The organism is Alteromonas sp. G4i13 (genome assembly GCF_054960505.1).
On the sequence record NZ_JBHNYX010000036.1, the window covers coordinates 13,801 to 33,145 of the forward strand.

Sequence of the window (19,345 nt, forward strand, 5' to 3'; positions counted from 1 at the left end):
CCAACTCTTAACTTATACTGAATATTTGTATTTCTGATGTTCAGTGTTTGATACATTTGCTTTTTAAATGTATTGATAAAAATTTCCAATTTGTTGCATAAACGTTAGCTCACTATACTCAATTTCGTTTTCTACCTTTCAAATTAAAAAGAGTAAGTGGAATGTCTAGTACCACCGCCCTACACGCAAAGCACCTAGAAGCCGGTGCGAAAATGGTCGATTTCTTCGGCTGGGATATGCCAATTAACTATGGTTCACAAATTGAAGAGCATCACGCTGTGCGTCAAGACGCCGGTATGTTTGATGTGTCTCACATGACCATTGTTGACGTAAAAGGCGCACAAGCCAAAGCGTATCTTCAGTACCTTTTAGCCAACGACGTGGCAAAACTAAAAGACAAAGGCAAAGCGCTATACAGCGGCATGCTTAACGAAGAAGGCGGTGTTGTAGACGACCTTATCGTTTATCACTTCGACGAGACTAACTATCGCCTAGTGGTTAATTCAGCAACGCGCGAAAAAGACATGAACTGGTTAATGAGCAAAGCAGAAGGCTTTGACGTAACCATCACCGAGCGCCCTGAATTTGCCATGATTGCCGTACAAGGCCCTAACGCAAAAGAAAAAGCAGCCACTTTGTTTAGCGCAGCGCAAAAAGAAGCGGTAGCGGGCATGAAGCCATTCTTCGGTGTACAAGCAGAAGACTTGTTCATCGCCACTACAGGTTACACCGGTGAAGCAGGCTACGAAATTATGGTGCCAGCTGAACAAGCGGAAAGCTTCTGGCAAGCACTACTAGACGCCGGCGTTAAGCCATGCGGCCTAGGTGCGCGTGACACCCTTCGCCTTGAAGCAGGCATGAACCTGTACGGCCAAGATATGGATGAAACCGTATCACCACTAGCCGCCAACATGGGCTGGACAATTACATGGGAACCGGCTGATCGTGACTTCGTAGGGCGTAAAGCACTAGAAGCGCAGCGCGAAGCGGGTACCGACAAGCTAGTAGGCTTGGTAATGACTGAAAAAGGCGTGCTACGTCACGGTCTTAAAGTGAAAACAGAAAGCGGCGAAGGCGTTATCACTTCAGGTACGTTCTCTCCAACTCTAGGTCACTCAATTGCGATGGCACGAGTACCAAGTGATGTTGGTGAAACAGTAGAAGTGGAAATGCGCAAAAAGTGGGTTACAGTAAAAGTGGTTAAGCCCTCCTTTGTTCGCAATGGAAAAAGTGTTTTGTAAGGCCAAAAGCTTCTAGGCCCCGAAAGTTAACAGAGAATAACAGGAACGATTATGAGCAACATCCCAACTGATTTACGCTATGCCGCTACGCACGAATGGGTTCGCCCTGAAGGTGACGGTGTTTTCACTGTAGGTATTTCTGAGCACGCACAAGGCTTACTTGGCGACATGGTTTTCGTTGATTTGCCAGATGTTGGCGACGCAGTAAGCACTGGCGACGACGTATGTGTTGCTGAATCGGTAAAAGCAGCGTCTGACGTTTACGCGCCAATTTCAGGTGAAATTGTAGCAATTAACGAAGACCTAGAAGATTCACCAGAACTAGTTAACTCTGACCCATACGGCGACGGTTGGCTATTCAGAATTAAAGCTGACGATGCGGCAGAAGTAGAAGGTCTACTAGACGCTGAAGGCTACGAAAACAGCATCGACGAAGAGTAATTCGTTACGCAGTTTTAAAAGAACCATAATTTGAAAAGGGGCATGAAGATAATTCAGCCCCTTTTTAACTTAAAGATTTAACGCGCCCTTGCGGCAACCATTACGAGTGCTTAACAACGTTATGTCGAATACTTCCCCTACATTGGCTCAACTAGAGCAAAAAGATACTTTTATCCGCCGTCACATCGGCCCGGGTAAAGGCGAAATTGAAGAAATGCTGTCTGCCATTGGTGCAAGCTCACTAGACGATTTAATCGAGCAAACTGTACCGGCAGGTATTGCGCTACCTGAGCCACTAAAATGTGGTGAAGGGGCGACAGAAGTTGAAGCATTAAGTGAACTTAAAGCCGTTGCACAAAAGAACAAAATTAACCGTTCTTTCATTGGTATGGGTTACTACGATACACACGTACCAAACGTTATTCTTCGCAACGTACTAGAAAACCCGGGCTGGTACACAGCGTACACGCCTTACCAGCCAGAAATTGCCCAAGGTCGTTTGGAAGCTATTCTTAACTTCCAACAAGTGACCATTGACCTAACTGGCCTAGAGCTAGCATCGGCGTCATTACTTGATGAAGGTACAGCGGCGGCTGAAGCCATGGGCCTTGCTAAGCGTGTGTCTAAGAACAAAAAAGCGAATGCGTTCTTTATTGCTAACGACGTTCACCCGCAAACGGTTGACGTGGTTGAAACTCGCGCTGAAATGTTCGGTTTTGAAATCATCAAAGGTGCGGCAGAAGCAGCAGCAGAACACGACGTATTCGGTGCGCTACTTCAATATCCAACCTCTACCGGTGAAGTGAAAGACATCAGCGACATCATTGCTGCAGTTCAAGCGAAAAAAGGTATTGTGGCAGTAGCCGCTGACCTTATGAGCTTGGTAATGCTTAAGTCGCCTGGCGAGCTAGGTGCAGACGTTGCACTTGGTAGTGCACAGCGCTTTGGTGTACCTATGGGCTACGGTGGCCCGCACGCGGCATTCTTTGCTACACGCGACAGCTACAAGCGTTCATTACCTGGCCGTATTATTGGTGTAAGTAAAGACACCCGTGGTCGCCCAGCACTTCGTATGGCGCTACAAACTCGTGAACAACACATTCGCCGCGAAAAAGCGAACTCGAACATTTGTACAGCGCAGGTGCTGCTAGCCAACATGGCAAGCTTCTACGCGGTATACCACGGCCCACAAGGTCTTAAAACTATCGCTGAGCGTATTCACCGCTTCGCCGACATTCTTGCTACTGGTTTAAACCAGAAAGGTGTAGCTCTACAGCACAGCACGTACTTCGACACGCTAACCGTAATGGTAGACAACAAAGAAGACGTACTAGCAAAAGCCTACGCAAAAGGCATGAACCTGCGTGCTGACCTTGAAGGTGCGGTAGGTGTGTCGCTAGACGAAACCACCACACGCGAAGACATTGTTGCGCTATTCGACGTACTGCTTGGTGAAGACCACGGCCTTACTGTTGAAGGTTTAGACGCAGAAGTAACCACGCAAGACGTAAAATCTATTCCTGAAGGTTTAGTACGTACTAGCGACTTCCTAACACACGAAGTGTTTAACAAGTATCACTCTGAAACAGAGATGCTTCGTTACATCAAGAGCCTTGAAAATAAAGACTTGGCGCTTAATCACTCAATGATTTCATTGGGCTCGTGCACCATGAAGCTAAATGCAACGGCTGAAATGATCCCAGTGACATGGGCTGAATTCGGTCAGCTTCACCCGTTTGCGCCACTAGACCAAGCAGCGGGCTATCAAGAAATGATTGCCGAGCTTAGCGAGTGGCTAATTAACGTAACAGGTTACGACGCGCTTTCAATGCAGCCTAACTCAGGTGCGCAAGGTGAATACGCGGGCCTATTGGCTATTCAGCGTTACCATGAAAGCCGTGGCGAAGGTCACAGAAACGTGTGTCTAATTCCAAGCTCTGCCCACGGTACTAACCCTGCGTCTGCGCAAATGGTTAGTCTTAAAGTGGTAGTAGTAGCCTGTGATAGCAAAGGTAACGTAGACCTTAACGACCTTCGCAAAAAAGCGGAAGAAGTGGGCGATAACCTATCGTGCGCCATGATCACGTATCCGTCTACCCACGGTGTATATGAAGAAACCGTGCGCGAGATTTGTGACATTGTTCACCAATACGGCGGTCAGGTTTATATGGACGGCGCGAACATGAACGCGCAGGTGGGCATTACGTCGCCTGGCTTCATTGGTTCAGATGTGTCGCACCTTAACCTACACAAAACCTTCTGTATTCCACACGGTGGCGGTGGCCCAGGTATGGGACCAATTGGTGTTAAGTCGCACCTTGCGCCATTCCTACCAAACCACACGGTTGTTAATGTAGAAACGGCAGGCAAAGACTGTGGTGCGGTATCGGCAGCGCCATGGGGCAGTGCATCAATTCTGCCTATTAGCTACATGTACATCAAAATGATGGGTAGCGCTGGCCTTCGCCGTGCAACCGAAGTCGCTATTCTGAACGCTAACTATGTGGCTAAGAAGCTAGAAGGGCACTTCCCAGTGCTTTACAAAGGCAACAATGGCTGCGTAGCGCACGAATGTATTATTGACCTTCGCCCGCTTAAAGAAGCAAGCGGTGTGACCGAGCTAGACATTGCGAAGCGCCTAAACGACTACGGCTTCCATGCGCCAACCATGAGCTTCCCAGTAGCGGGTACGCTTATGATTGAGCCAACCGAGTCGGAAGCCAAGTACGAATTAGACCGTTTCATCAACGCCATGGTTAGCATTCGCCAAGAAATTGCCAAAGTAGAAAGCGGCGAGTGGGATGCGACTGACAACCCGCTACACAATGCACCGCACACACTAGCTGACATCTGTGACAGCGACTGGAACCGCAGCTACGACCGCATGCTAGCGGCGTACCCAGCCCCAGAAGTGCACAGAAACAAGTTCTGGCCAACGGTTAACCGTATTGATGACGTTTACGGCGACCGAAACCTGATCTGCTCTTGCCCTAGCATTGAGAGCTATGTTGAGGAGTAGGGTGTTGATGACTATCTGCAATTAAAATTGTGAACGCAACAATTAAGTTTGTGAATAGCTAGATATGAAATAGGCGAACCTTCATGGTTCGCCTTTTTTATTTCTCACTAAATACTTCGAGCGTTCTTTAATCACATAGGTCAATTCGACCATGCTCGGCTTTCATCCGCCTCTTGAGGCTGACGAAATACCCTACAGTTGGTTAGTCACGTACTGCCAACTGTCGGGGCTACCCTCTGCAAGGGGGCTTTTAGAGCAGCTTCATATAGCCCATTATCAATTGGCCTCACAATTCCCAGGTTATGTTCCTTTCATCAGTGGACAGTCACATGTATCTGCACATGAGGTCATACATGAGCACACGATATTACCGGTATTTCAGCCTTTTCTACACCCCAAAACCTATTCCAGCGCATTAGCCAACCTTGAAACGGGGCGTGCCAGTAGTTTACATTCTCGAATGTCGCTGGTAGCCAATAGGATAAACAGTGGCACAGTATTAAGAGCTTGCTCGGCGAGTGTGGAAAACGACGCTAAAACGGTCGGGCGTGCGTGCGTGGCATGTGCAACATCAACTGCCTGCTGGGTGCTTGGTTTGCCTAAAGCACAGCGAACCGCTATTGGAGGTGGCTGTGCAGCGCAGAGACTTAATTTTGCCGAGCGAGATAAACCTTCACCACGATGTAGTGTTGGGGAGCGTGGATGTTCAACTTTCAAGCTTAGCGCATGATGTATGGCGTAGCAGCACCTCTTTACTCGCTTATCAACACATAACGAGTCGCTACCATCATCGGTTGGTAGATACTGGTTTTGCGTCACACATTGGTGCTATTCGCCAAGATAAACTGCGCCACGCATTACGTGCATATTGGGCAACGAGCGCTTCGCCTACGGTACAGCAGTTATTGCTAGACAGCAGTTATCCAGAAACCCTATTCAGGGCCAAGCGGGCCCAGTTTTACCCGTTAAAACATCTATTACTTATTGGTTTGTTGTGGCATTCATGGCGTGAGTTTTGTGAATACAAGCCAAGTAAATGTGTAACCCCCAAGCGTGCAAGTGCCAACGTGTTGAGTGAAAGCGAAACAGATGCCGTCATCCTATATTTGCTTCAACAAGGAAAATCATTACGAGCCGTATCCGAGCAATGTAAGCGAAGCGTTATTTACGTGAAAAAGCTCGCCTTACAAAACAATATCCCCGTTAAAACACGCGCTAAGCGAATATTTGGTTCAGATAGAGCCTTGATTGTTGGGATGCTAAAAGACGGTGCTAAAACGCAGCAAATCGCCAATGAGGTTGATTATTCGGTGGGCGCGGTAGAGCAGGTGCTTTCGCAACATCCAAGCCTTGTAAAAAAACGGCATCAGATGCGTTTTGACGCGCAGTGCCATAAACATCAAAATTGTATTTTACAAGTATTGGCTGAGCACCCGGAATACCATCGCGGTGACTTTCAACGTGAGTGCAGAGCAAGCTACAACTGGCTTTTCAAGCATGATAAAGAGTGGCTTTATAACGTGATGCCTGAGGCTATACCGAGAAGTAAAAGGCGGGGTGGTGTTCGAAACTAAGCCTTGGCTTAGTGATACACTCGGAAGCGCGAAGCGGTGTTGTTGGAGAACTGAAAGTTACGCAAGCGTAAACGTATTACCTCGCCTTTGAAAACACTGTTCCTGTTTTTTTGAAGTTGGGGCAGGTAATATTCCATACTAAGGTGTATTACCGTTAAAGTTCAATAGCTTTTTGATTAAGGGAATAAGCATGACCGAAAAGACAACAGAAGAAAAAGAATACGAAGATAGATTGCGTCGGCGGCTCAAAATTTTGCAGGAGCAAATGAAGCGTGGCAAGGTAAAAATTGCTGAAGGCTTAGATATTGCTGCCAGCCTTAAAGCCGTACACGTAGGGCCTGATGGCGAAGTGAATTTAGATACCGTAGATGGGATCGTTAGAACAATGGCATTGGCTGTTACAGAAATGCATGATCGAGAAGAGCTTAAAAAACTAGCTTCCCTGTCAGAAATTCAAAACTCGTATTTCAATTTCTTTGAACAGAATTTCGGCCACTTTTATAAATTAATGATTGAGCGAAAATTGACACCACATGATGCTGGGAAAGCGGCAATGCAAAGTGATGATTCAATTCGCGAGGTTGTCGAACATCTCGACAAACTTATGGAGTTTATTGGCGAGTTCTGGTCTGAACTTGGAGATATTGCACATGCGCACGTCGAGGATCAACACAACAATATTAAAGGAGTTTTTGGAGGAGATCTTTTCCCTGCACATGATGAAAATATTGCATCAAAATGTGGGATATACACTGACACTATAATATTGCCAGACCCGTTTCTTCGCTCCAAACATATTTTTCAACATTCTAAGCCAGCAGACCAAGCTTATTACATAATTAAGCATGCAATGAATATCCTCCAGTACAAGCTGCTAGCGTGTGCGGAGGTGGATGTTCCTATTGTTGTGGTTTTGCCCGACATCACTGCTATAGAAAAGGAAGAGCGAGAGTTCATTCACGAACTTGGCTTATCTGATTCTTTGAAACACTCAGGAAAACTATTTGGTCGAAAATTTGAGTCAATTGAGGAACTTCTGGATTTTGCTAAAGAGCTAGACACGATTGAAAGAGCTGTAAGTGCCATCAATGATAAATCGAGATTTCTATTTGATACAGAGTGGCAAGGCGATCCGACGAGCCAGTTGGAGCGAGCTATAAATTCACCACACTCTGAACTGATGGGAACAAAGAATCCAGGGCTAATACTTGCTAACCAATCTGTAGGGAGAATGTCTGTTAGTAATGAACTACTAATTAAGTCAAGAAGACTGAAAGGTTCACCCCTAATCGATGCTCCAACATCTTGGCAATATCTAGCATGGAAAATGGAGTATGATGCCCAAGATGTGGAATCAGCCACTAATACCAAAGATCTGCATATTACCAGAGGACTGCAAGACCTTGCTGACGGAGACATGCAGTGGTTGGGCCGAGTTCCCCCTAATGCGCTCATTGATGTTAGAAAGCAAGGTGCTATGGATGAAATAAGGAGTATATTAGGCAAAGGTGTGCATGAATTGACTTCGAGCAACCCTAACAACTTTCATCGCACTAGGGACCAGATTTTCGACAACATAAATGAAGCATTTGAAGGTCATAAGGCTAACATTAAGGCCCTTAGGTCAAAGCAATGGAAATTTGCTGGCTCAGATATAGGCTCTTGGCTTGTCACGGGCACTTTGGGAATTACTGCCGCTGCGACTGGAGCTCCTATATGGGCTTTAGCTGCGTTAGGAGCAGACCAAGTTCTTGGGGCTCCAAAGTTAAAGGAGATACCCTCTTCAATTAAAGAGCTAATTAACGAAAACAAGAACATAAATACGTCGCCAGTTGGTATGTTGTTTAACGTAAACAAACGACTTAAGTAATAAATTCAGCTGACTTCGGTAGTTGCGATGTAAAAAACGCCGTTCTTGAGTGTTATAATGACTCATTCGCTTGGTATTAATTTTTATGAATCAAAGGGTTGCCGTCGATGAATTCAGAGTATTGCAAAATACCTTCTGCTAGCTTTATTAATAATGTTATTAGCAAGGAGTTGGCTTTAAATATTAAGATAGAAAACGTCGTAAGCCAAAAAATGGTAGCGTGGAACCCTGAATTTGAAGAAAAATACAGTACATCAGCAGACCTATCATTTCGGGAGGCGCTAGGCAATTTTTATCAAGGTATAGGTGTGTATATGATTTGGGAAGTTGTGGAAAATATAGTTTATGAAAATAACTACAAATTAGAATGTGTTTATGTTGGTAAAGGTCATGTTGAAGATAGAATGCTCGTGCATAAGAAAAAAATGAGCTCAAACCAATGTGATTTTTTTATATCATTTTACGAGTGTGAAAATAGGATTGCTAAGTACCTAGAACAAGTGATTTTAGACTTTTATCCGACTCGGCTTAATAAGGCCGAAAACACAGCAAAGACCAATGTTAATAATGAAAAATTATATGCAATAATCGACTCTGATGAAGCATGGTTCGGAGTTGGTCACGAATCTGCCTGCAAATACGCATCAAAAAATAGTTAATAAATTATCTAAACGGAAAATTTACAGTGGAAGAGCGCTCCTTTAGTACAAAGAAGGCTTTGTAGTAATAACGTGAAAATATTGACCCGATAAATAGTCTTGGTTTTATTCACAAATTTGATTGTTCTTATCCAGTTGGTTGAATATGACAATTGAAGTTAACAACTCTAGTGTATAACCAGAGGCGAGCTTAGGTTCGCCTTTTTATAGCAAAGATATTACTTCTGGAATTCAGCTGTGAGCGGAGGGGCTGTTTCGAAAATGCGGGGTAGGGACTGTAGAAATAGTTGAGAAAGCCCATTTACAGCCCGAGCTGTCCACCGATAAAGAGGACAACCCGGCGCTTGTGCAGTACTTAAACAACAATTATTGTCAAATACGGCAGCTAGACGACAGGTACTACTACAAAAGATAAAGTGAAAAGTAGTATTGGTGCACACGAAGGAGATACTCGTCACCCCAACAAATGACTGGTGACACTTACCAAAAATTAACTGTGATACATGTATGCAGCGTGGCAGTTTATAGCCAAGTGAAAGCAGCGAAAAAAATTGTAATTAACCGACATAGAGGAAGATATTCTATTCAGGCGGCACGCTGATGGGGGCTAGCCTAGTTTTTACTGGTACGGCAGCAAGTGGGGAAAGGTGCGGTTGTTGGTTGACTTGTAGTACCCCACTAATTTAATGTGTTGCATATTGTATATTATTTGTGCATAATGCGCGCCCTGCTTTTAGATAGGACAAGTCCAATGGCTCTCGTTAAAGATATAGTTAAAAGCGCTAAGCTAGATAAAAATTACGGTTCCAAGAGGAGAGGAAATCCTAGGAATTCTGACAACTTCATCGGTTCTGGTGACCGTAGGTCACGTCGCGCGAACAGTTCTGATAGCCAACAAGAAGAAAAAAGAGTACAGTTTAGCTACTACGTTGGTTTGGAATAATACTAGAAGTATTTTAAATGGATTTAAAAAACGCCCAAATGGGGTATTTAAGGCTTCGCTTAAAATCTGCGGGCGACGTAGAACTCGAGCTAGATGAAAACTTCGATGAAATAATAAATAGTTGGAATTCGTCTACTCGTGTATCACCAATTTTTTGGTACACGGAAACTTCAGAGGGCGCGGAATTTCCCGTTCAACTCAAGAAATTTATTCTATTTGCTGGCCCAATTTACCCCCCAAAACTCTTCCAGCACGTACCACTATCTGAAGATACAGATTTCTATCTGACCTATGGCATATATAACTGTATCGTAACTACAAACGATGAGCTACTGCTAGAGCAGATTGAAGGTTTTTTAGCGTCTAACAATGTGGCTTATGAGAGGTGGAAGGCCAATAGCGGTTATTATCCCACATCGAACATAATACAATCGCTAGTTCACGGTGTAGAAACGTCTTCGATAAATGAATTGCTTTCTGGTCTTTATCGACGAAGTGTTGGTGATGAAGTTAGTGTTGAGTTATCGGAATTTACTGCTTTGGCTGCTTCTGCGATTAATAGAGCGAGTATTTATCGTGAGGATATTTTTGCTTCATTGACAAAACTAATAAAAATGGTTGAAGCAGAGGTACTATCAGGTTTGGCTGAAAACTCGGTCGAATCCGTGAACAACTACCTAACCAAGGCAAATGCAGCGCTTTCGCGTTTTGCTTCTCAAACATTCTCGGGAACTTTCCCAATTCCACATACTGAATGTCATTTTTGGTGCCATTCACTTTTAGGGACTGGCTTAGCAAACTATGGCCTTTTCAACTTTGTAAGTGAAATAGACTCAGTGTTAACTGAAAACAGCTTGTCATCGAAACTAATCGCTGCTGCAAAACTGACTGGTAAGAATGCGCCTGATTTAACAAGAAAAGAAAACTCAAAAATCCCATTTTGGGAAGAAACATCTAGCCAACTAACTTTAAAAACTAGCGAATCGTCACATCTGACTACATTACCATACTATTCAGGCCGCGATGGCTTTCTGAGCGAACACAACTTCATTAGTGCGCCCTTAAAAACAATTAATAAGTGTGCAAATGAAAAATGGAGTTTGCTTACACTGACCCATGAACTATGTCATATAGCAATGAAAGGGCCGCTTTCAATGCTTTTACCAATTAAAGACTTCGATATTGATGAGTTTGAATATGGATATGACGATGCATGGGAGTTAATAGAGCAGCAAGGTAAAAATAATGACCTACTGAGCCGTATTCGCGAGGTTTTCTTGAAGTCTATAGTTGGTTACCACCAAAAAACACCAAGTAAATCTATTGGGAAAGGAAAAGAGCGCTATCAATATGCTAGTGTTAACACTATCGAAGAGCTTATAGATATTATTGAATATGAAAGTAAGGACATTGAAGAAATTTTAGTGCATATACTCGATTATTTAATATTCTACGCAGGTGATGAAAAAAGGTACATTAGGGGTATATGGAGTACTTGGGCAGTCGTTCCTGATGCTTTCAATAAAATAGAAGAGTATTTGATTAGAACAGTAAGCGCTTTAATAAGCGCTAAATTAGCAAGTCATAGCAAAAATAGCTTTGAAGATATTAAAGCCATACTCAATAGGGAGTTAGCGTCATTAAAAGACGACGACTTTGGTTATATTGACGAAGCAAAAAAAATAATTGAAGCTCAATGGGAGCAAATAGTCGTAACAGTAACTTCTCTCATCCCTATAATAAAGATCTGTAGATTTATCTTATATGATAGTAAATACAGGGATTTTTATCCAAAAGATGTAATCAATAAATCGGATTATCCTAAATTAGTTCTAGGTCAGAGAAAAATACCTAACTCAATTGATTTTATTAATTTTGCAATGACAAACAACAAAACAGTTGATGTCGAGTCATATTATATATTGACCTGCTTAGCTTTTTGCTTGGAGGCTTAGCGATGTGGACTGGTAATGTCTATTGGGTTCCAAAAAAAAATCAAAAAGAATTTGAGGGCGAAGATTTTCTCAAATCAAAAAAGATAAAAAAAGAGAGTCGCGTATCTTCTTCCTGGCGAATCTACACTTACATATCTTCAGAGCCTCTTCTTTTGCGAGACAAAACTGATAAAGCAGCGCCATATGAGTACATGTTTGCAATATCTATTTCAGAAAATAATAGAATGGTAATTGTTTCACAATATGCAGTCGTGTTGGAAAAATTAAAAGAAATATCTCCATTTTCAAAGGTTTGCAGAGCTGCTAACTCAGTTCACTATAAGGTAGATGACTTTGTAAAGTTTTATAGTGAAAGATATCGTGCCTTCCTGTCTGAACCTGAAAATAAAAGTGACGTTTTAAGTGTAAAGGTGCTAAAAACTGATGCACAAATAAAAGAGATTGGCCATGATCTTGATTCTATTTCATTATCAGGGAAAGACTTAGTTACATCTAAGATTTTCAGAGAGACGATAAACGTATCCTTTTACACTTCGGTTACGTTAGACTTTACCGATAATAAAAGTGTCAATCTGACAATAAGGAATAACGGTAAAATACTTTTGTCAGACATTTCACCATCTAACTTTTATTACATAAACCAAATTCTATCGATACTTATGCAGCATGGCTTTGTAGTTGAGGACCTATTATGAGTTCATTTCTTTCAGCGGATGATTGGGAATTAGAATCTAATCAGATCGACTTTTTGGGTGAGAAGATTGCAGCAGGAAATATTACTATTTTCCTTGGAGCAGGCGCTTCATATGACTTTAAGTTGCCGAATTGGGATGGGTTGATTAATAATATGGCTAAAGAGTGCGCTATAGATTACGATAAGAAAGAGCTGTTGAAGAGTGCAAGTAAGATAAAAAAAGAAATCACTTCCCAAGGTAAAGACTTTATTGATGTACTTCATAGAGCAATATACAAAGAGTATGAAGATGACTTTGGAAAACTGAGGGGCAGTCATACGCTTAATTCTATTTACGCTACAATAGCTTCAGCGAAGAGAGCAAGTGCACAAGTCGTAGTAACTCTCAACTATGATGATGTAATAGAAACTTTCTTGAGGTTTCATGGCCTTATTGTTCAAAGTATTTATCCAGGATGTCTAGTCAAAGAAGACGCTGACGTATATGTCTATCATCCTCATGGATTTGTTCCTTACAATATAAAAAGCGCAGTGTCTAAGCCAGAAGAAATTGTTTTAACTCGCGCTGATTATATTAAAATCTTCGCAAATACAGATAGTGAGTGGGATATTTTGATATTGGAACGATTAATAACTTCAACTCCAATTTTTGTCGGGCTAGGTGAGGATGACCTTAATTTGCTAAGATTGTTTCAACGATTGACTGCACATGATAAGAGAACCAGAAGTTCACCTTACATAGGGATCTCCTTTAAGAAAAACAGAAGTGATGAAACTGAAGATGCTTGGAACGAAAACAATATTTATTGTAAGGAAGTAGAAAACTACGAGGATGCAATTGCAAAATTTCTTTATTCATGTTGCCAAAAAAGCGCTGAAATAAGAAAGATTTAATGGACTATTTTGAATTAGAATATAGAGAGTATAAACGACCTGTACTGCCCACTGTGTCAGTCCTTACTTCAATATTTTTATGTTCAAGTGATGAGTTATTTTTGCGCTTCATATGGAAAAATCGAAGTAGCGATAAATTATATAGTCGCTGCATTTAGTAACGTCCTGTATGGCTCCAAATTGCGGTACAAAAGCATCATTTTTGCACCCGGAAAAGTCTGCTTGTTAGGGTACGCCAAAATCTTATAGTTAATTGCGGGCTCAGTAATGCAGGCAATGACTTTGACATTAATTTTTCTCACGTTTCTCACTTTGGCAGTATAAAATTTACGTTCAAGCCTCAGTACCCGCCCCATGCTGCGTTAATGGTCTGCCCCGCCACTCTTTTGTAATAACGTTCTCGAGGAAGAGTATATGGAGGCAACTATTCAAGTTTAGTGCACTTCTTAAAACGCTGAAAGAACGTTACCGCCTTCGTTTTGGTTTGCTTTTGCATTTGTCGTGTATAGATATTTGTGTGAGTAACTGTGGTGCCCTTGGTAAGGATTGGTAGCCTTGAGTACAGATGCTTTTATGGTTAGTCTACTGGCTTTTAAGAATGGAAACTCATTGAGTCAAGGTCCGCTCTCGTACCCAGCAGCCGTCAGGCTTTGAAAACATTAACTGAAGTGATTGGCACAAAAAATGTTCAGGGCAATGTAACAATTCGGTTTCTATAGGTGTGTGATTCATAGAGATCGTTTCAATATACTATGAGTCTATGAACAAAGAAATTAAACAGCGTTTACAGTGGATTAAGTTTTACGAAGAGACCAATGATGCGGGCCTAGTTTGTCGTCGGTGTGGAATATCTAGGCCCACTCTTCGAGAGTGGTACAAGCGATACAAAGAAAAAGGACTGGTCGGTCTACAGGACGTTTCTAGACGCCCGCACAGCTCCCCGAACACTAAAATTAATAATCGAATTGAAGAGTGGATTCTCAAACTCAGAAAAGATAGAAAACTTGGTGCCAGAAGAATTCAAAATGCGCTTCTTCGCGAGCTTAATTTTCAGCTATCGCTTGCTTCAATTCACAAAGTGCTGACCAAACATGAAGTAAAACCAATAGTTTTTCAGCGGAAGAAAAAAGACTTCATTCGATGCCAAAGGCCGATTCCAGGTGACCGAGTTCAGATGGATACATGCAAAATCGCTCCCGGGATTTATCAATATACTGTTGTTGACGATTGCTCTAGATATCGCGTGTTAGACGTTTTTAAACGCAGAACAGCAGCGAATATTCTAACCTTCATCGATAAGGTAATAGAAGAAATGCCATTCCCGATACAGCGAGTCCAAACTGATCGCGGAACGGAGTTTTTTGCCGAGAAAGTACAGCTCAAATTGATGGAGCATGGCATTAAATTTCGCCCCAATAAGCCAGGCTCACCTCACTTAAACGGCGAAGTTGAAAGGTCACAAAGAACTGACAAAGAAGAGTTTTATTCGACCGTTAATTTGGATTTGGAAGAACTCAAAAATGAAACGTTACCTGAGTGGCAGCATTACTACAATTGGCAACGCGCTTACGGCTCATTCAAAGGTAAAGCTCCAATGGATGTAGTATGTGAACGCCTTGAAAAAACACCGCTTTGGGAGGACGTTCACGCTAACTACGAAACTGAAAATGAGCGCATTCAGCTATCGAATTATCAGCGTGATCTTCAACTGCGAAAAGTGAAATGATGTCTATGAATCACACACTATAGGTCATTCTCTCTTCATACCCCAAATACCACCATCCATCACAAGCATCTTAACCAACCCGCTTTCATCGTCATTCTCAAAACGAACACTACTCCCATTCTTAGCAAAAAATCGACCGCCGCCCTCATGAAAATACTCTTCATTTTCAACATAAGGTAAGGCATTAAGCACAAATCCATGGGCTGTTTTTTCTAGCGCCACATCAACACTCACAGGGTTAGTTACCACGTAGGTTCCAATGTATTTACTTAATTCCTTTTGGCTTATGGGTACTAACTTCCTAACCTCAGCTTCCGAGTAGCCTACGTTTAACGCTTCTTTCAAGCGTATCTCTAGTTCAGTTATTAACTGCCTACCGTTGTTGCCGTTCGTCATAATGGCGTAGCCGTTGCCGGTATCTAGTTCAAGGTATAGCTGCGACATAAACCCAGCATCTGCGCCACCGTGACCAAAGCCTAAAATTTCACCGTTATCATCCATATTGATAAAAAAGCCTATTCCTACATTAGGCGGCTCAGTACTTGGCGTATTGTTGGTTAACATTTCTTGCGCGGTGGCTTGCGATATCCAGTCTGTTTTCTGCCCTAAATACGCGTTACGAACGCCGCTTGCCAATTTCAACATGTCTGATGGCGTACTCCACATGCCTGCTGCTGCTAATGTGGCGTAGGTATGGGCGCCCCCCTTAATTGGCGCACCGTCGCCGTCATACGGCGTAGCCATATTATTTGATAAGTTGGTCGATATGGGTTGTTCGAAACCAGAACGCGTCATGCCTAAAGGTTTAAACAAAAGCCGCTGTGACATAGTTGGCAGGGGCTCGTTAGCTACGTCTTGCAAGGTAAGCTGAGCAAGCGTAGTGCCGCCACCCGAATAACGCATTTGCGTGCCAGGTTGAATATTAACAACAACGGCATCGGTATTGGCGGGAAATGCACCTTCTAGCACCTGCTTCAAGGTCGGTACGGGTTCGCCAGCTGCGTAACCAGGAAAGCCATGTACTGTGGTACCTGCCGTGTGACTCAATAATCTGCGCAATGAAACAACGTCTTGCCCAGTCCATTCGTGTTCAGGCAACTGCCAGCTGGTGAGTAAGGTACTAACATCTGCATCTAAATCTAGCGGGTTATCTTGGCGGTACTTCATCAATACTGCCGCAAATGCGGGTTTTGAAATACTGCCCGCTTGGAACACCGTGTTTTCATCAATAGCCAATTCAGTGGTTAAATCTTTTACGCCGCTTTGCATGGTCCAAGCTATTTGCCCATTTCTCATAAACGCGACAGACACACCGGGCACATCATAATTCGCTTGTCTTTGCTCTAAAGATTGGTAATCAACCTCTTGCCCTTCAATTCGAATGCGTTCAGTTAGCCCAGTTTTTAAAAGGTTGGCTTCTTTTGATTCTGCGGCAGCAGAAGGGGAGGCGGGCAAGGTTTCAGGCTCACAGCCCAATAACGTAGCTAAACAAAACGAAAGTGTTAAAGAGGAGAAGAGCTTGATTGATGTCATTATGTGTATTCCATTACGAGTGAGCGTACCAGAGTACGTTCCTACTATTATTCGGTCAATGCTGACGATTTTCTAGTTCAGGCACTTGATAGCTAGTCGCCTGTACCTTCCGCAATCTTCTTTCGCAAGTTAGCTAGCCGCGTTTTATAAGCACCATTTTCAACATTTTCTTCATAGCTCATTGCTAGCGCTTTCTCTCGCATTTCAAGTGCCATGGCTAAATCGCCGTTAGCTTCATAACCGTCTGCCAGGCTGTCGTAGGCATCAGATTTGTTAGGGAAGCGAGCTATATTTTTCTTAAAAATTGTAATGGCAGAGTCAAACTCTTGGTTGTTTAGCGCCGCATAACCCGCGTGGTTTACGGCTTTATATTCTGGCTTTGCTTCAAAAGCGTATTTTGCAGAAAGGTCTTTATAGTATTGCTCTACCGCAGGAATACCTTCTTGTATTATTGCACCTGTTGGGCGTAACGAATTTAGCTGCTTTTGAAGCGCCAAGCTCATACCTGCAAGCGCAGTCGTATTGTGGCTTTCAGATGTGTCTAGCTCCGTGTCAAAGGTAAGCCCTTTTCGTTCGCTGCTATTTAGTAGTTCAACGTAACGTTCGTATGCGTTTAGCATGTTTCCACCTTCGTTACCCATATTTATGTATAGATATTTGTTAAGGTCGCTATCTGACGCAAAGAACGCTTTTGCCTCTGGAAATATCACTTCTTCGTGCCACCACAAACTTGGGCTGAATGCGAAGTAAGCTTGAAAAAGTTCAGGCCGCTCTTGCAGTGCGTATAAGGTAAAAAGGGCGCTTAATGAATGCCCAGAAACGATCGCGTAGTTATTGGTGCGATAGTTTGCCCCTACGTAAGGCTTTAGTTCTTTTTCTAGAAAGTCTAAAAAGTTGTCGGCACCACCAGATATTCCCCACTGGTTGTAGCTTTCATCATAGGTAGGTGTGAAGTCTCGCGTGCGCTCGGTGTTGGTAATACCGATAACAATCATTTCCTGCGCCATTCCAGACTGATTTAGCAGATCAAGCGTGCCTACGGTATGGGCAAAATTACGCTGTCCATCTAGCAAATATAAAACTGGGTAGGTGGTGTCTTTGTAGCGGGAATAGTTATTAGGTAAGTGAATAAGCAGTTCTCGCGACTCATTCAAAACTTCTGACTTTATTGTTGTATCTACGGCCTCGCCACGTACTTTGGCGTTTACGTGAAAGCTAAGGCTTAGGGTAAATACGGCGCCGATAAAAACGCAGGCAAGCTTTTGATACATTTGGAATTCCCTTTCTCGCTATCAGGTGCGAGTTTCTTTTTATAATTGAATTTACCTAAGCTGTCATAGTCACTCAAACTTGTCAAAAAATCACCAAGTCATTAATTGGCAAGCATTAACTTTTCAATAGATTGCTCGATGATAGTTCGCAAGTTTTGTTTGTCCTGAGCGGGCAAATAGCGCGTATGAGCATTAATAAACTCAGGTGTTAAATAGATGCGTTTAATTGCAGCGTTTATACGCTTTATGTGCTCTGCACCCTGAGGAGTATTGGGCAGATAACGTGGCCTGATACATAGTCAGGGTTATCTGCAATAGAGTAACTGCGTACTTTAATAGGCATGTTCTCTCCAAAACTTCTGTATAAAGTTGCTGGAAAAATGAGTGCAAAATCAGACTTTCCTTTTGAAAACATTTCCATAAAGCGAGAGTAATAAATATCATTTGCTATACGAAGGATTTGCTCTCGATTAACTTGCTTTAGATCGTCGTCTATCCTTTCACCGAATGAGTATTCTTCTGGTAACACAATAAAAGAGTCTGGAAAGGTTTCTAATACGTGAGATATGCTCAGTATTCGGCCTTTTTCATCTAAAAATTCCTTTTCTATTGGTGGCAGTGAAGCCAGTTGGTAAAAACGCTGTGTCTGGAAAAAGCTAAGCGGTAGTGAGTAAAGGTGATTTTTTTCGCGTTCAGGTGCTTTTATTTTATTAAGTACGCAAATGTTTTCGCCATGCTGCATATACGCAAAAGAACGCACAAGTGGAACATGAAGCACGGGATCTGTATACCCTATTTCATCAACTAGCATTTGTACCGTATCGACAGAAGTAGAATAGGGATTGCCTTGCAGATTTACCCTTTCAGTAAGAAATGCATTGTCTGCGTGAAACGCCAAAACATTATTCTGCTCAATGCTGTCACTCGAACTTGCATGAGCAAGTTTCACTAATGTTATTAAAATGAATAGTCCAACCCTGAACAACTTTTTACTCCTTGGCAAAACCTCAACGCTCGTCACTTTGTCTCGTGTTAAACGTACTATTATTTTGTGACTCTATTAGGAAAGGTAACAGCGTTTAATTTACGTAGTTTTTAAGCGCGGCTTCTACGATTTGATCAATTTACCATCTTTTTAATGTGTTTTTATGAATATTAGAAAGGTTTTGACGCGCGACTAACGAGAAATTTAGCCCTGTGTAATTAAATTCTGTAAAGGGAGTAAAAAAGCCGCAATCAGCAACGTGATGCGGCTTTCCGAGCTGGGCTGACTAGGCAGCCTTATAGAGCAATTGCGTAAAAGGGGTTAGCTAGAACGATCCTCACTCATAGCTGCCTGTTCAAATACCTTAACTCTAGACATATGATCACCTCCTCATCTTCGTTGCTAAAACTACTTGGAAAATAACATAGGCGGTATTTTAGTAAAGTGTCGCTGCATTAAAGAAAGTTTAGGAAAAGCGAGCACAACTCAAAAACACGAATAGCGAAACCAAGTCGATAATATAAACCTGTTTAATTAAAT

The 19,345-nt window shown here is 42.6% G+C and carries 14 protein-coding genes; 11 read left to right on the plus strand and 3 right to left on the minus strand.

Going from position 1 to position 19,345, the window contains the following annotated elements:
* Positions 1-161: 161 nt before the first annotated feature.
* The 11 genes from gcvT (at position 162) to ACFI6J_RS16140 (ending at position 15,016) form a co-directional block, all read left to right on the plus strand.
* Complete coding sequence (gene gcvT, locus ACFI6J_RS16090) at positions 162-1,241, plus strand: glycine cleavage system aminomethyltransferase GcvT (protein ID WP_014950361.1); 1,080 nt, start codon at positions 162-164, stop codon at positions 1,239-1,241.
* A gap of 51 nt (positions 1,242-1,292) precedes the next feature.
* Positions 1,293-1,682: a glycine cleavage system protein GcvH gene (gcvH, locus tag ACFI6J_RS16095; RefSeq protein WP_462556049.1), complete on the plus strand. Its 390-nt coding sequence runs from the start codon at positions 1,293-1,295 to the stop codon at positions 1,680-1,682.
* A gap of 121 nt (positions 1,683-1,803) precedes the next feature.
* Positions 1,804-4,701, plus strand: coding sequence for an aminomethyl-transferring glycine dehydrogenase (gene gcvP, locus ACFI6J_RS16100; RefSeq protein ID WP_462556205.1), 2,898 nt, complete (start codon positions 1,804-1,806; stop codon positions 4,699-4,701).
* 151 nt (positions 4,702-4,852) lie between these two features.
* Entirely contained in the window at positions 4,853-5,431 is a 579-nt protein-coding gene (locus ACFI6J_RS16105; protein WP_462556046.1) for a hypothetical protein, read from the plus strand.
* A complete protein-coding gene (locus ACFI6J_RS16110; RefSeq protein ID WP_462556043.1) occupies positions 5,334-6,275 on the plus strand; it encodes a TnsD family Tn7-like transposition protein in 942 nt (313 codons plus the stop codon). Before ACFI6J_RS16105 ends, ACFI6J_RS16110 begins: the two co-directional genes overlap by 98 nt.
* 190 nt (positions 6,276-6,465) lie before the next feature.
* Positions 6,466-8,145: a hypothetical protein gene (locus ACFI6J_RS16115; RefSeq protein WP_462556040.1), complete on the plus strand. Its 1,680-nt coding sequence runs from the start codon at positions 6,466-6,468 to the stop codon at positions 8,143-8,145.
* Positions 8,146-8,252: 107 nt separating this feature from the next.
* Entirely contained in the window at positions 8,253-8,804 is a 552-nt protein-coding gene (locus ACFI6J_RS16120) for a hypothetical protein (RefSeq protein ID WP_462556037.1), read from the plus strand.
* Positions 8,805-9,764: 960 nt separating this feature from the next.
* Positions 9,765-11,702 carry a hypothetical protein gene (locus ACFI6J_RS16125; RefSeq protein WP_462556034.1) on the plus strand — a complete coding sequence of 646 codons (1,938 nt, stop codon included), beginning with the start codon at positions 9,765-9,767 and terminating at the stop codon, positions 11,700-11,702.
* A 2-nt stretch (positions 11,703-11,704) separates the two neighbouring features.
* A complete protein-coding gene (locus tag ACFI6J_RS16130) occupies positions 11,705-12,397 on the plus strand; it encodes a hypothetical protein (RefSeq protein ID WP_462556031.1) in 693 nt (230 codons plus the stop codon).
* Entirely contained in the window at positions 12,394-13,290 is an 897-nt protein-coding gene (locus tag ACFI6J_RS16135) for an SIR2 family protein (RefSeq protein ID WP_462556028.1), read from the plus strand. Before ACFI6J_RS16130 ends, ACFI6J_RS16135 begins: the two co-directional genes overlap by 4 nt.
* A gap of 760 nt (positions 13,291-14,050) precedes the next feature.
* Positions 14,051-15,016 (plus strand): IS481 family transposase, encoded by a 966-nt coding sequence (locus ACFI6J_RS16140; RefSeq protein ID WP_462556025.1) that lies wholly within the window; start codon positions 14,051-14,053, stop codon positions 15,014-15,016.
* Positions 15,017-15,040: 24 nt separating this feature from the next.
* Here ACFI6J_RS16140 and ACFI6J_RS16145 read toward each other — a convergent pair whose 3' ends face one another.
* The 3 genes from ACFI6J_RS16145 to ACFI6J_RS16155 all read right to left on the minus strand — a co-directional run bounded on the left by ACFI6J_RS16145 (position 15,041) and on the right by ACFI6J_RS16155 (position 18,805).
* Positions 15,041-16,549: a serine hydrolase domain-containing protein gene (locus ACFI6J_RS16145; RefSeq protein ID WP_462556022.1), complete on the minus strand. Its 1,509-nt coding sequence runs from the start codon at positions 16,547-16,549 to the stop codon at positions 15,041-15,043.
* A 92-nt stretch (positions 16,550-16,641) separates the two neighbouring features.
* Positions 16,642-17,820: an alpha/beta hydrolase-fold protein gene (locus ACFI6J_RS16150; protein ID WP_462556019.1), complete on the minus strand. Its 1,179-nt coding sequence runs from the start codon at positions 17,818-17,820 to the stop codon at positions 16,642-16,644.
* 244 nt (positions 17,821-18,064) lie between these two features.
* The gene (locus ACFI6J_RS16155) at positions 18,065-18,805 is read right to left on the minus strand and encodes a hypothetical protein (protein ID WP_462586269.1); all 741 of its coding nucleotides are present in this window, start codon (positions 18,803-18,805) and stop codon (positions 18,065-18,067) included.
* Between the last annotated feature and the right edge of the window lie 540 nt (positions 18,806-19,345).